10 protein-coding genes are annotated in these 12438 nt (G+C 45.4%); 3 read left to right on the forward strand and 7 right to left on the reverse strand.

Translation table 11 applies throughout. The annotated features are described in order from the left end of the window. Positions 1-41: 41 nt before the first annotated feature. Positions 42-1607 (reverse strand): acyl-CoA mutase large subunit family protein, encoded by a 1566-nt coding sequence (locus tag L0U88_RS09030; RefSeq protein WP_234865719.1) that lies wholly within the window; start codon positions 1605-1607, stop codon positions 42-44. Positions 1608-1627: 20 nt separating this feature from the next. Beyond that, entirely contained in the window at positions 1628-2170 is a 543-nt protein-coding gene (locus L0U88_RS09035) for a DUF7935 family protein (RefSeq protein WP_234865720.1), read from the reverse strand. A gap of 78 nt (positions 2171-2248) precedes the next feature. Between L0U88_RS09035 and L0U88_RS09040 the strand changes: the two genes are divergently transcribed. Then, entirely contained in the window at positions 2249-2593 is a 345-nt protein-coding gene (locus L0U88_RS09040) for a HesB/IscA family protein (protein WP_234865721.1), read from the forward strand. Positions 2594-2603: 10 nt separating this feature from the next. Here the strand turns inward: L0U88_RS09040 and L0U88_RS09045 are convergent, their stop codons facing one another. From L0U88_RS09045 to secDF, 3 genes are all read right to left on the reverse strand, one after another. After that, positions 2604-4241, reverse strand: coding sequence for a tetratricopeptide repeat protein (locus tag L0U88_RS09045; RefSeq protein ID WP_234865722.1), 1638 nt, complete (start codon positions 4239-4241; stop codon positions 2604-2606). An 18-nt stretch (positions 4242-4259) separates the two neighbouring features. Next, positions 4260-5822, reverse strand: a complete 1563-nt coding sequence (locus L0U88_RS09050; RefSeq protein WP_234865723.1) for a coiled-coil domain-containing protein — start codon at positions 5820-5822, stop codon at positions 4260-4262. 135 nt (positions 5823-5957) lie between these two features. Next, positions 5958-9056 carry a protein translocase subunit SecDF gene (secDF, locus tag L0U88_RS09055; RefSeq protein WP_234865724.1) on the reverse strand — a complete coding sequence of 1033 codons (3099 nt, stop codon included), beginning with the start codon at positions 9054-9056 and terminating at the stop codon, positions 5958-5960. Positions 9057-9199: 143 nt separating this feature from the next. Between secDF and L0U88_RS09060 the strand changes: the two genes are divergently transcribed. Next, on the forward strand, positions 9200-9919 hold the full coding sequence (locus L0U88_RS09060) for a DUF4397 domain-containing protein (RefSeq protein WP_234865725.1): 720 nt from the start codon (positions 9200-9202) through the stop codon (positions 9917-9919). 78 nt (positions 9920-9997) lie between these two features. Continuing rightward, the gene (locus L0U88_RS09065; RefSeq protein ID WP_234865726.1) at positions 9998-11188 is read left to right on the forward strand and encodes a pyridoxal phosphate-dependent aminotransferase; all 1191 of its coding nucleotides are present in this window, start codon (positions 9998-10000) and stop codon (positions 11186-11188) included. A 320-nt stretch (positions 11189-11508) separates the two neighbouring features. Here the strand turns inward: L0U88_RS09065 and coaE are convergent, their stop codons facing one another. Together coaE and yajC are read right to left on the reverse strand one after the other, a co-directional pair. Further along, entirely contained in the window at positions 11509-12084 is a 576-nt protein-coding gene (gene coaE / locus L0U88_RS09070; protein WP_234865727.1) for a dephospho-CoA kinase, read from the reverse strand. After that, on the reverse strand, positions 12084-12416 hold the full coding sequence (gene yajC / locus L0U88_RS09075; RefSeq protein ID WP_234865728.1) for a preprotein translocase subunit YajC: 333 nt from the start codon (positions 12414-12416) through the stop codon (positions 12084-12086). Before yajC ends, coaE begins: the two co-directional genes overlap by 1 nt. Between the last annotated feature and the right edge of the window lie 22 nt (positions 12417-12438).

The raw sequence follows: 12438 nt of genomic DNA on the forward strand, positions 1-12438 counted from the left end.
GATGTGTGGGTTATGTTGGTCAGTAAGTTAAGAAAAATCAGCTAGCGATGTTCTCCGAATACGCCCCTGAGTTCATCTGCAATTTCTCCCAACGTACATTTTTGTTCTACGGCCTCAATTACTGCCGGCATCAGGTTTTCACCGGAAGCCGCTTTGTCGTTCAGATTTTGCAGTACCTGGTCAACCATTGCCGGATTGCGGTTATTCTTTAAGGCATTCAGTTTTTCAATCTGTACCTGCCGTATGCTGTCATCCACTTTGAATATAGGAATGGAAGCTTCAGTATCAATCTGGAATTTATTGACACCCACAATGATCTTTTCACCGCTTTCAATCCCTTTCTGGTATTCATAAGCGCTACGCGCGATCTCATCCTGCATGAAGCCTTGTTCAATGGCAGATACACTGCCGCCCATGGCATCTATCTTTGCCATTAAAGCCAGCGCTTCCTGCTCAAGTTGAGAAGTGAGCGCTTCTACAAAATAGGAGCCTGCCAGGGGATCCACCGTATCGGCCACGCCACTTTCAAAGGCAACGATTTGCTGGGTTCTCAAAGCAATACGAGCCGCTTCTTCAGTTGGCAGAGAAAGCGCCTCATCATACCCGTTAGTATGCAGTGATTGTGTGCCTCCCAGTACAGCGGCCAGGGTTTGAATCGTTACCCGGCTGATATTGTTCTGGGGTTGTTGCGCAGTAAGGGTACTGCCACCTGTTTGGGTATGGAAACGCAGCATCATGGCCTTGGGATCAGTAGCCCCCAGTTCCTTCATGATAGTTGCCCACATGCGACGGGCAGCGCGGAATTTGGCCACTTCTTCAAAGAGGTTGTTGTGTGCGTTGAAAAAGAAGGAGAGGCGTTTGCCGAAAACATTGATGTCGAGTCCGCGCTCCAGTGCTGCTTTCACATAAGCCTTCCCGTTAGATAGTGTAAATGCGATCTCCTGCACTGCAGTTGAACCGGCCTCACGGATATGGTAACCTGAAATGGATATCGTATTCCATTTGGGCAATGAACCACTGCACCATTCAAAGATATCGGTGATGATACGCATGGATGGTTTGGGTGGATAGATATAAGTGCCGCGGGCAGCGTATTCTTTCAGAATATCATTCTGGATGGTACCACTGATTTTGCTGAGATCGGCTCCCTGCTGTTTGGCCAGTGCCACATAAAAGGAGAGTAATATGAATCCGGTGGCATTGATCGTCATGGAGGTACTGACAGATTCCAGTGGTATGCCCTGGAAGAGTACCTGCATATCCTGTAGACTGTCAATTGCCACCCCCACTTTTCCAACTTCACCTTCTGCCATGGCATGATCACTGTCGTATCCGATTTGTGTGGGCAGGTCAAAGGCAACTGAAAGTCCGGATACCCCCTGCGATAATAAATAGTGATAGCGTTTATTACTTTCCTCGGCAGTAGAGAAACCGGCATACTGCCTCATGGTCCAGGGCTTTCCCCTGTACATATCGGGTTGAACGCCCCGCGTGTAGGGGAATTGTCCCGGTTGTTCGGAACCATCCCATGCAGTCGGCAAATCACCGGGGTAATAAACCGGTTTAATTTCTATACCGCTGTCGGTGGTGATTTTTTTTTCTGACATGGCAATTCATCGTTTTGCAATCAACTCAGTAATTTCTTTGCTTCATAGCTTAAGGCTTCCTGCACCAGGCTATGCATGGAGCCCTGGGGCTGGTTCATTACAAACTCAATGATCTTTTTGTTGAATTCCACACCACTCATATCATCCGGCAGGATGGCGGCGAGCTGATTTACAATCATGATGTTCTGCTCTTTCAGGTTGCGAATCGCGTCCCAGGCAGCAGCACTCACATAGATCTGTTGAGAGAGATTATATTCAAATTCCTGTTTGATGGTTTGGGTAAGCAGTTGTTGCATTCCACGTTTATCAAAAGAGGGATCATTGCTTCTGCTGATGAGGTTGGGCAGTGCGATTCTGTCGGCTAAAATTACCAGTCGCTCATAGGCCGCCAGCTGCATTTGTTTGGAAGCACCTGCCACCTGTTGATCTTTACTGGTAGCGGCATCCACTTTCTGACTGATATCGGCGATGGACTTTTTGTCCTTCCGGTAGAAATAAAGATAGAGGCCTACAAAACCAACAAGTGCAATGCCGGCAACGATCCAAACGATTGTATTATCCATAAAAGCTTAACAATTAAGCAGCAAAAGTAAAGGATTTACCTGACCGGGTGGAGTGGCCGGAATCCTTAAATTTGCAGTATGGAAATGACAACAACTACACCGGTTACAATGACAGCAGGGGCTATCAGTGAGATCAAGCGCTTAATGGAGGCTCCGGAATTCGACAAAAGCCAGGTTTTACGCGTAGGCGTAAAGGGCGGCGGTTGTTCAGGTATGAGTTATATCCTCGGTTTTGATAAGATGGAAGAAGGCGATGAGCAGTTCACCATCGATGGTATTCCCTGTACCATGACCAAATCTCATGGGATCTACCTGATGGGTATGGAAATCGACTGGCAGGACGGGCTCAATAATCGTGGTTTCACTTTTACCAATCCCAATGCCAGCAAGACCTGCGGATGCGGTACTTCCTTCGCTGTTTAATAGGATTGAATCAACCCCGGCGAAAGGAAAAGCCCACTCCAAGGGTATAATAGATATCCTTGAAATCAATCATTTTCCCGCCGCCGCGTAGCTGGAAGCCTCCTACATCAATAATAGCGCCTGCTTCTACCACCGGTTTTATGAATTGCTGATCGGTATTTTTAATCCATTCAGATTCTATAAATCGTCCACTGTCATTGTATTCATCTACCTGAATGGAGAGTTGGGAATAATTAATTCCCCCTCCGGCATACAACCATAAAGGGAAGGCGATTTTTTTGGTGAGTCCCAGCATGCCATCAAAATGACTGGTACGCGTTTCTCCGGTTGGGCGAACATCATCAAAAACACTCCCATCATACATACCCTGGTCATTCACTGTATAAAAACTATTTCCCTGGAAGAGGTTCTCATTGGCGCGAACTGTAATGTACATACCCACTTTACGGTTATTGATAGTACCAAAAGATAAACCGATTGGAGCCAGGCTATCATAAACATATGCAATGAAGCCACGATTGGGTCTGCCATACCGGATTGCTTTTTTGTTGGCTGTTTTCAGTGCAGTCTCCAGCGCCGGCGTACTACTGCAGATGGTCTTTACTTTCGTTAAATACGCGATGGATTGCTTTTGCGCAAATGCTGTTTTTTTATCTTTTTCTTTATCAGCTGCAGCCTGGTAGGTATCGCACATGGTTTGACGGGCGGCTGTGTTTTCTGAACCATTTGGATATTGTTTCATGTATTTACCGAAGTAATACTCCATGTCTTTGAAATTGTTTTCTGACGCAGCTTTATTTCCAAAACGGATTAGCGCGCGCATCACAATATCATCTGCTTCTGCTTTATGATTACGTAAAGTAGTGCCTTTCAAATAGTTCTCGAATGCTTCAAGTGTATTGGTCTTGCGGGTAGTTTGCCAGGCCAGTTCATCCTCTGCCAGTTTTTTCTGCGAACCAGCTTCTACATCATTCGGCTGGAAACGAAGTGCAGTTGAGAAGTTGCTAATGGCTGTACTGTAATTTCCGTTTTTCATATTTTGTTTGCCTAATAACAGGGCCTCATTATAACCATTGATTTTGGTCATCTCCGGGGTACTGTTAATTCGCTTATATAAGGCCTGGGCACCAGGATCATTTGCCATGGCTGGATCTTTTAAAATTTCCAGCGCCTGCGGATAATTTTTTTGCTCAACATATAACTCAACTGCATTTAGTGCATACTCGGTTTTCAGTTTATCGAGTTCCCAAAGCTTTTTCCACTCATCAGCAGCTCGTTTGCTGCCCTGTTTTTCCTGTTTTTCGGCAAGTTCTAATACCTGGTTTGCTTCCCGGTACTGGTTAATCTCATTTTTTAATGTTGATAACAAGGGCTTTAGCTCTGCATCTGCCAATGGTTCTGCCTGTGCAAGGTATTCACTGGCCTTATCTGGCTGGTTTAATTTCAGGAATGCCATTGCCGTATAATAGTATCCATTCCCATTGGTAGGATCTGCAATTACAAGATCAGGTGCAGTTACCACCACTTCATCCCAACGACCATTTTTGATATGATCTTTGATCCTTCTTTCAATGGTGAAAAAATCATCGGTTTGTGCTATTGCTAGTATGCTGCATACCAGTAGAAGTCCGGTTAGAATTGCCTTCATATTTTGATAATAATTGAATTAATTGGTGATTTTATTCAGGATCATGTCGTACCTGGTTTTGGATGAGCTTTTGCGAAGCGCATCCATATCGGAATCTGATAAACCATTTACCCAGGAATGGTAATGGCTTTTATATCGTACGGATTCTTCTTCACAGCCATAATAAACACTATTATTGGCATGCAGGTTATCCATTGAGCCTACGCAAGTAAGACGATTGTTGGCGATCAGGTTAAATTCTCCCTGGGCATCCCTGCCATAACAGGAACAACCTGCCTTTTCACATGCTCTTAATAATCGGATTCGTTCATTATTTGCTTTGGCATCATATTCGGATTGTTTTTTCCTGTACACATCTGTTTTATTGTTTACCAGGCTGCCAAGCCGCTCCAGTGATGCAATGCGTGCTGTATGTGCATCCTGCAGAATTTTTCGTTTCGTTGTAAATGCATTCCGTAATCCTTTCAATGCCTCTTCCTGTATGGATGACAGGTTTACTGTCAACTCCCAGATTTTATCTTCAGCTTGCTTTATTTCTGCCAGCAGTTGCCGGCGATCTGTTGAATATTTTTCTTCATGTGCCTGTATTTCACTCACCTGCTGACTGATCCGGTTCTCAAGCTCCTTGCTGTTGGCATCCATTGCCGTTTTTTCCTCTGCTGTTAGTTTCGTGTTTAGTTGGAGCTCAGATTTGATCGAGGATAATTTTGTTCTGAGTGCGTTTAATTCGGAACGTAATCTGCTGATCCGGTCCTTGTGTAATTGATCCAGTTCATTGATGCGACTCCGGTTCGTGGTTATTTTCTCATTGAGTTGTTTCTTATCCTGCTCCACTTTTTTGGCTACTTTTTCTTTCAGTTCACTCACAGCTTTTGCCTCTTCCTGTTGCAACTCACTTAGTTTAACATTGATGATATTAATACGGTCTTCCGCATAATGTTTCTCAGCCAGCGTTCGTAATATTTCATCCACCCAGGTCAGGGTAATTGATTTTGCTTCCTGAACAACTTTATCCTTGTAGTCTTTACTTAGGGCTACAATTTTTGCCCGCATGTCATCTGTTTTACCTCGCAGTTCATTCATTTGTTTATCAATGTCTGCCCGCTTTCTGGTAAACTCATTTTCCTCTGTCTGGAATTTTTTGATCAATTCCTCCTGGGCTGCGATCAGTCGATCGTATTCGGCCATCTTACTATCAATATGTTCTTTGGTTGCCGGAACAGATACACCATTTACCCTGCGTAAATGCCCCTGGTAGGTCTCAGAACCTCCTCTTTCAATTTCGGATTTTGGTCTTTTACACTGACTGCAATAGAGTCCGCTGCGAAGTTCTTTGAGTGCATTTGCTTTCTCCGCAATCAGGTCATTCAGTTTCTTTTTTAGCGCCAGGAGTTTCTGATTTTCAGCATCATAAGATTCAAGATGCTGTCGGTTGAGCGCTCCAATTTTTTCATCGTTAGCCTGGATGGTATTAGCCAGGCTTTCAATGGTAGACAATGTACCTGCACCAGCCGTTTGGGCAAGCAGTTGCAAAGGGGTGCCCACCAGTATGGCAGCCACCAGCATACTAATCAGTTTCATCGGCAAAGGGTTGAACTAACTTCAACGGCTAAACGCAGAATTTATTTTAACTTATCATGATCAGGCGGATTAAAATTGTATAAATATAAAAGGCTGCCTCCATTGAGGCAGCCTTTTTTATATTAAAATATTCTATTACGCTTTCGCTGCAGCTGCAGGTGCAGACTCCATTACCTCGTTAGAATCACCTCCCAGCGGTTTGCTTTTACCGAAATCCACCAGGATCGGAGCAGCCACAAAGATGGATGAATACACACCGGTGATCACACCAATCAACATCGCAAAGGCGAATCCTTTGGTTACCTCACCACCTACCAGGAAGAGGATCAGGATGGTTAGGAATACCGTTACAGAAGTCATAATGGTTCTGCTTAAGGTATCGTTGATGGATTTATTGATGATTTGTGCACGGGTAGCATTCCTCATAAGGTGACTGTTTTCACGGATCCGGTCAAACACGATCACCGTATCATTGGTAGAGAAACCAATCACTGTCAGGATCGCAGCAATAAAGTGCTGATCAATTTCCAGTGAGAAGGGTACGATGTCCTTAAAGAAGGAGAATACAATCAGTGTTACCAACGCATCGTGAATCAACGCCACAATCGTACCGAAAGAATAACGCCAGTCGCGGAAACGAATCAGGATATACAGGAAGATACCCAGCAATGACCAGAAAGTGGCCCATTTAGCACCTTGCTTCAAGTCATCCGAAATGGTGGGTACTACTTTCTTGGAACCCTGCTTGTATTTGGTATCAAATTCCTCTGCTGTAGCATTTGCTGGCAGGAAGTTTTTCAATCCTTCAAACAGTTTCGCCTGCACCTGGTCATCCACTTCCGGACCGGATTGTTCAATCAGGTAATCAGTAGTGATATCCAGTTGGTTGGCACCGCCATAAGTTTTGATGATTGGCGTGCTTCCCAGTACTTTCTCCAGGTCATTCGCAACTGCTGTAGTAGAAACCGGCTTGTCAAACTTCACGATGAAACTGCGTCCGCCACTGAATTCAACACCCTGGTTAAAACCGTTGATCAAAGCTCCAATACCAAGTGCCAGGATGATGGCAGAAATAACATAGGTTACTTTCCGCACTTTCACGAAATCAAAATTCGCATTCTTAAAGATGCTACGACTGATGCCTGTGAAGTATTTGAAGTGACGATTTTTATTGGTCCAGAAATCAGTTACCAGGCGGGAAACCAGGATACCGCAGAACAGGCTCAGCAACAAACCGAGGATCTGTGTGGTTGCGAATCCAAGCACCGGACCAAGACCGAAATAGAACAGAATAAAGGCAGTTATCAAAGAAGTAAGGTGACCATCCAATACAGGTGAAAGTGATCGGCTGTAACCATCATTTACGGCCTGCTGGTAAGATTTACCTCTGGTCAGTTCATCCTTGATACGTTCAAAGATTACCACATTGGTATCCACCGCCATACCGATGGTCAATACCAGACCCGCAATACCAGGAGCTGTCAGCGTTGCATTCAGCGAACTCAGTACACCCACGGTAAAGAGCAGGTTCAACATAAGTGAAATATTGGCAACCCATCCGGCAGTGTTGTAATACACCAGCATCAGGATGAAGATCACAGCAAAGGAAATAAGGAAAGAAAGAGAACCACCGGAGATGGCTTCCTGTCCGAGTGTAGGTCCAACTACCTGCTCCTGAACGATTTTCGCAGGGGCATCCAGTTTACCGCTTTTCAGGATATTGGAAAGATCCTGACCTTCCTGAACAGAGAACGAACCGGAGATCTGTGAGTTACCACCAGTGATGGGTTCATTTACATTGGGAGCTGAGTAAACGATATCATCCAGGACAATCGCAATAGCGCGTCCAACATTATCGCCGGTCATCTTAGCCCAGATTTTTTCACCCTGCTTGCTCATGGTCATGTTTACGGTAACCTGGTTGGTAACAGGGTTGAAATCCTGGAAGGCATCCGTAATATTCTCTCCTTCGAGTTTGGCTTTTTCAGAACCCGGAATCGTTTTGATCGCATAGAGTGCAACAAAATCCTGCACTTTGCCATCTTCGTTTTTCTCCGGCATGCCAAAGAGGAACTTCACATCACCAGGCATATTATTCTGAACCACGGGGTTCTTTAAATAAGACATTGCCAGGGCTGTATCTTTCGTTGCTACATAACCGAGGTTAGGTGCATAGGCAACGCGGCCATCCTGACCCTGCTGAGGTGGTATAAACTGGATAGTTGCCAGCAGCGGGTTAGCTGCACGGGCTGCTTCCGGAGTCTGAGCTGCTGCAGTCTTGGAAGTATCACCACTCTTCAACACATTGGCAAGAGAAGTCGTATCAGACGTTTTGGCGCTTGTATCAACTGCTGCAGGTTTTGCAACCGTGTCGGTTGTAGAAGTTCCTTTCAGGTAAGCAGCCAGGGCTTTGTCTGAAGCTTCCAGGCTACGATCCAGTTCACCAATATTATATACTTCAAAGAACTGCAGGTTGGCAGTAGACTGAAGATATTTACGAACCCGCTCAGGATCACTTGCACCAGCCAGTTCTACTGTAATAATACCCTTGGTTTCATCCAGTGAAATATTCGGCTGTGCCACCCCGAACTTGTCGATACGTTTGGTCAACACATCATAGGTCTGCTTCATGGCAGCGGTAGCCTGTTCGCGGATATAACTTACAACAGCTTCATCCGAAGCATCCACTTTCAGGCGGTTACGGGTGCTGTTAGCAAACAGGGGCGCCATTCGGATACCCGGATTCACTTCCTTAAAGGATTGTGCAAACAGGGAAATGAAATCCGCATCAGAATTTGCCTTTCTGCGGGTTGCTTCATCAATCGCTTTTTTCAGATTCGCATCAGCAGGATTATTGCTCAATCCTTTGATTAGTCCGTCCAGCGCAACATCCATCGTTACGTTGATACCGCCCTGCAAATCCAGTCCCAGCAGCAATTCGTTCTCTTTTGCTTTCTGGTAAGTGTGCCCCCACCAGGTAATTTTTTCATTGCGGGTGCTGTCCTGCAGACGACGAACCGTTGACTTCTTGATCTCATTCAGCGTATCCTGGTACTGGAGTTGAAGTTCCTGGTTACCGGGGTACTTTTGTTCTGGTTTAGGGTAGGTGTTTACGTACCGCAGTGCCTTTTCTTCGATGCCTTTTTCATGCTGATTTACGAACCAGGTAAAAGACAACTGGTACAAAGAAATCAGAATTAAGAAAGCAGTAAAGATGCTCACGAGTATTCTCATCGCAATACTTGTTTCGTTTTTTGTAGTTTTTTAAAGAGTGGCAAATATAGGATTTCGGATGAAATATTGACAGGGTGGGAGTTTATTGCTGCCGGAACCGGAAAAATTCCGGAATTTGTGCCTCCTGGAACTAAAAAGAAACTATGAGTTGGAGGAATACGATCCTGGCGGGATGGATTAGCTGCCTGACACTTTCAGGCTGCCTGAAGCATGAGGACAAAACCGATGAGGGACCGAAAACCAATATCCTGCTGGTAAATGCTGCCCTGGATGCTGCGGAGGTGAACCTGCTACTGGATGGAGAACCACTGGCACCGGCTGATCTTGCTTTTGGAGAAGCCGGACAGGTAAATGAAAATGGCTATATAAAAGCCCGGCCCGGAGTTCAAACTATTGGCTGGAAGATTGGCGGAGAGACTCTTACAGATGATAAGTTTTTGATCTGGGACCCGAACAGCTATTATACCGTACTACATTTTGACACAGCGGTAAATGGTTTTGGGCGATGGACCATCATTGAAGATGAGCCAGAATTTTCAGACACCCTGGCAAAAGTGCGTTTTATCAATTGTATCGCCGGAACCGATTACCTGAATTTGATACTCATCAATAATGAAGATACTCTTCAGGTGGCCAATCGCCGTGCCTTCCTGGAAGCCACCGGAATTACCGGAACCGCCTTTTCTGTAAATGTGTTCCCGGGAACCTGGCGGTATGAACTGACAGACAAGAACAACGTATTATTGGAAACTGCTGATCTTTTATTGACCAGGGGAGAAGTGTATAGCTTTATCGGAATCGGTGAAACTGGTTCAACAGGAGAGAAGCAGCCCCGGATACTGGCCGTTCGGCAAAAGAAATGACTGGAATAAACCGGCCAATTCGTATTTTTACCAATTGTCAAGCAATCATTCTTAATCAAACCAATTTAGCAACACAAAATGTCTTTATCATCCCGGTTGCAGCGCTTTAGCGAACCCGAAACGCTGCGAATGGCCAAAATGGGCCGTGAACTTCGTGCCAAAGGATTTGACGTAATCGATCTGAGTTTGGGTGAACCTGATTTTGATACCCCAGAACACATCAAGGAAGCAGCGAAAAAAGCAGTAGATGAAAACTGGAGCCACTATCCTCCGGTTGCAGGTTATCCGGATCTGCGAGAAGCTGTGTGCACCAAACTGAAACGTGATAACAACCTCGATTATAAACCGGAGAATATCCTGGTATCTACAGGTGCTAAGCAAAGTATCGCGAACCTGATCATGGCATTGGTGGATACGGGTGATGAAGTGATCATACCAACACCATATTGGGTATCCTATTCTGAAATTGTGAAGATGTCGGAAGGGGTACCTGTGATGATCCGCACTTCTGCAGCATCCGGATACAAAGTAACGGCGGCAGAAGTAGAAGCGGCCATTACGCCGAAGACCAAACTCTTCATGTTTTCTTCTCCCTGCAACCCTACCGGTGCTGTATATACGAAGGAAGAGTTGTCGGCATTAGCTGACGTATTCCGCAAGCATCCGCAGGTATATATCATGAGTGATGAGATCTATGAATACATCAATTACGTGGGTAAACATGAGAGCATCGCGCAGTTTGATGATATCAAGGATCGTGTGATTATCATCAATGGATTGAGCAAGGGCTTTGCGATGACCGGTTATCGTTTGGGCTTTATTGCCGGCGCTCCGGAGATTGTGAAAGCCTGTGAAAAAATACAAGGACAAATCACCAGTGGTGCCAATGCAGTAACACAGCGTGCGGCGATTGTAGCACTCACCACTGACCTGGCTCCCAGCAAGGCAATGGTGAAAGAATTTGCAGAGCGTAAGAAGGTAATCATGGCGCGACTAGCAGAGATTCCAGGAATCACCTGTAATGAGCCGGATGGAGCATTTTATGTGTTCCCGGATATCAGCTCCTATTTTGGAAAATCCGATGGCACTACTACAGTAAATAATTCGGATGAACTTTGTTTTTACATACTTGAGAATGCGCATGTAACAACTGTTACCGGTAAAGCATTCGGAGAAGATAAATGCATACGCATCGCGTACACGAACAGTCTGTCTAAGATTGAGGAAGGGATGGCAAGGATTAAGGCAGTGCTGGCGAAGTTGAAGTGAGATGTGAGACGTGAGATGTGAGACGTCAGACGTTAGACGTTAGATGTGAGAAGAGAAACACCCGACGGTTGACCGTCGGGTGTTTTTATTGAAACTTTCATACCATTCGGGGGCTGCCAGCTAACCATCCGGCTTATTTTGACCACTCACTGACCTGTCTGTACCATTGATTGACCACTCTACCACCACTCTGTAACCAGTAGTGAACCGTCAGTGAACCACTCTGCAACCACTCAGGACTGTTCAGGAAGGAATGTATAATTACAAGGGGGTGAAATAACTTGAATAATATTACGAAAATTCAATCTCAGCTCAAAAAATTATTTCAGGCGTTCATGCAGTTTCAACACCTGAGGCAGCACTAATTGCTGCTCGTCATTCACTACTACAAAATCACAGAGTTTCATTTTGACCGACTCTTCAATCTGGTTAGCCATGCGCTGCAATACCTGCTCGCGGGTTAGGTTATCGCGTTGCATAACACGATGGATGCGCAGGGCCTGTGGTGCATATACTCCAATGACAAAGTCCAGTTCATCCTGAGTGCCGGATTCAAAGATCAGGGCTGCTTCTTTAATAGCGTAAGGCGTAGTTTGCCTGCTCATCCATTCTTTTCCAAAGCGGATGGTTGCAGGATGTACCAGGGCATTGAGTGCCTCCAGTTTGCTTCTGTCTTTAAATACGAGGGAGGAAATATAGGAACGGTTGAGGGTACCGTTGAGGTAGGCATCGGGACCGAATAAAGCGGTTATGGATGCCCGTAAGGCAGAATCATTTTCCATCAGGCTTTTGGCGGCGGTATCTGCATTGTAAACCGGAATGCCCAGGTGTTCAAACACCTTTGCTACCATCGATTTACCACTGCCGATACCGCCGGTTATGCCTATTTTTAACATTATGCTTTATCAGCAGCTGCTGTTTTGTTGATATTCTTGGTCCACTCCAGGGAGATGGCAGATTTTTCAATCTTCATGTAGCTGCCAGGAGAGGTTTCCAGCATCAGGGTACCGTCTTCGTTTACTTTATTAACGGTGCCATGAATACCAGCGATGGTAACGATCTTGTCTCCTTTCTGCATATTGTCCTGGAACTGCTTGGCTTCCTTGGCTTTTTTAGCCTGGGGGCGAATCATGAACAGCCAGAAAACGAGAATCATACCTCCCAGCAAAATCAACTGGAATGTACCACCACCGGCGCCGCCGGCCTGAAGAAAAACTAAATTGGTCATTTTGAATTTTGAATTATGAGTT

Source organism: Flavihumibacter fluminis (assembly GCF_021491375.1).
GTDB classification, from domain to species: domain Bacteria; phylum Bacteroidota; class Bacteroidia; order Chitinophagales; family Chitinophagaceae; genus Flavihumibacter; species Flavihumibacter fluminis.